The 2,236-nt window shown below is 36.4% G+C and carries 1 pseudogene; it reads left to right on the plus strand.

Going from position 1 to position 2,236, the window contains the following annotated elements:
• Positions 1-123 precede the first annotated feature (123 nt).
• A pseudogene (locus tag FTV42_RS16355) lies at positions 124-1,800 on the plus strand (ferrous iron transporter B); the annotation flags it as partial.
• Positions 1,801-2,236: the final 436 nt, after the last annotated feature.

A 2,236-nucleotide genomic window follows, 5' to 3' on the forward strand; every position in this document is an offset into this window, starting at 1 on the left:
TATAATCAGCGAAGAATTCAAAAAGGCTTGGATTTTAAGACACCAAATCAAATGGCAGAAGACTTTTATCGGTTAGCTGCCTAGAATCTCCCAAGTGAAAGTCTCCTGCTAATTCAGCACACATCAATACGAGTATTGGACTTACCCGGAACTTACAGTTTAAAACCTAGTAGTTTAGATGAAGAAGTCACCAGGGCAGTTTGTTTGGGCGAGCTAAAAGGTGAAATTCTACCCGATATTTTTATATGCGTTGTAGATGCCACAAATTTAAGCTTACATTTGAGCTTGGTTCTCGAAGTTCGTGCTCTAAATCGCCCTATGATTCTTGTATTAAATATGATGGATGAGGTCAAAAAGCGTGGTATTTCCATTAATAAGGATAAACTGTCTCAACTGTTAGGTATCCCTGTAGTTGAAGCTGTCGCAGTTAAAACAAAAGGAATTCAAGATTTAATTAATCAATTAGATCAAAAAAATCTTTTTATTACTCCTTATCATTCTGAATTAAGTCATTTTGAACAGGTCAAACAAATCACCAAACAAGTTATTTTAAATAATGACAGTGGTGATAAAAGAACCGCATTTCTAGATAAAATTTTTCTACATCCTGTATTGGGTTTAGTAATCTTAACTTTAACCATGTTTGTGATGTTCCAGGCGGTATTTATATGGGCAACGCCTTTTATTGAATTCATTGAAAATTTTGTCGCATGGCTCAGTGATTTTATTGGACCACTAATCCAACATCCTCTATTAAAAAGCTTGGTTGTGGATGGGGTAATTGCTGGTGCAGGTAGCGTGCTTGCATATATGCCTCAGATTTTGATTTTATTCTTCTTCATTTTAATGCTTGAAGAGTCAGGCTATTTACCCCGAGCAGCATTTCTTTTAGATAAATTAATGTCTAAAGCCGGGCTTAGCGGCCGTTCATTTATTCCTCTGCTATCCAGTTTTGCTTGTGCGATTCCCGGAATTATGGCAACCAGAAGTATCAGCTCTGAACGGGACCGATTAGCAACAATTATGATTGCACCCTTGATGACCTGTTCAGCAAGATTGCCAGTATATGCTTTATTGATCGCGGCATTTATTCCCAACCAATTAATCTACGGCTGGTTAAGTCTGCAAGGATTAGTCCTTTTTGGTCTTTATATGTCGGGAATAGTCTCAGCGTTATTAGTTTCAGTCTTTCTGGAGTTGGTTCGAAAAGATAAAACTGAAAGTATTTTTATTTTTGAACTTCCCACATACCGAATTCCAGATATTAGAAATATTGCATTAGGCTTATATGATAGGGCAACTATTTTCTTAAAACGAGTTGGTGGCATTATCGTTGCGCTGTCTATCTTGTTATGGGTGCTAGTCACGTTCCCTCAACCACCAGATAATGCAACCATGCCGGCCATTAACTATAGTTTAGCTGGTCAGTTAGGGCATTTAATTCATCCTATATTTGCGCCTATTGGGTTTACATGGGAAATATGTATTGCACTCATTCCTGCTATGGCAGCAAGGGAAGTTGTAATTGCTGCTCTTGGGGTGATTTATGCGATGTCAGGTGATGAAGATACAGTAACTCAAAGTCTGTTAAGTCAAATTTCAGGCCCGGATGGATGGGGGTTAGCCACAGGTTTATCATTATTGGTATGGTTTATTTTTGCTCCCCATTGTCTTGCTACGTTAGCAACAATTAGACGAGAAACTGGCAGCTGGAAACAGCCCATCATTATGGCAACTTATTTGTTTGCATTAGCCTACATCTTTTCATTCATCACATATCAAGTTGCGAGTAATTTTTAATTAGCAAATGAATAAAATAAGGGAGCTAGCTCCCTTATTTTATTGAAATACTCACTATAAATGAAGCGCTTTTACAAGAAAAACTGTATAGATATCAATAATATTAAACAGCTTCCTAAGAAAACTTCTAATTTAATTATAAATTATGAAAGAGTTCCCTCTTTTTAGTGCAATTCATGAAATTAGGTTTAAATATCAAAAATTATGGCTTAATGAAGAGCATGATCTTGTAGACACTTTTAGTGAAATAATAATCAAAATATTGGAATGCTCCCAGTAGCCTAGACACAAAACCGATTCTAAAATTCTTCTCTGTACACGACAAATTTCACAGAACCCTTATCCTATCAGGATTCTGCTTTCTTAAAATTGCCAAAATTTCCTTAAACTCTTCTTTTTTCCCAAAACCAATTAAACGCTGAATCGCCATTTGAAC

It is taken from the genome of Acinetobacter sp. YH16052 (genome assembly GCF_013417155.1).
Taxonomy (GTDB): Bacteria; Pseudomonadota; Gammaproteobacteria; order Pseudomonadales; family Moraxellaceae; genus Acinetobacter.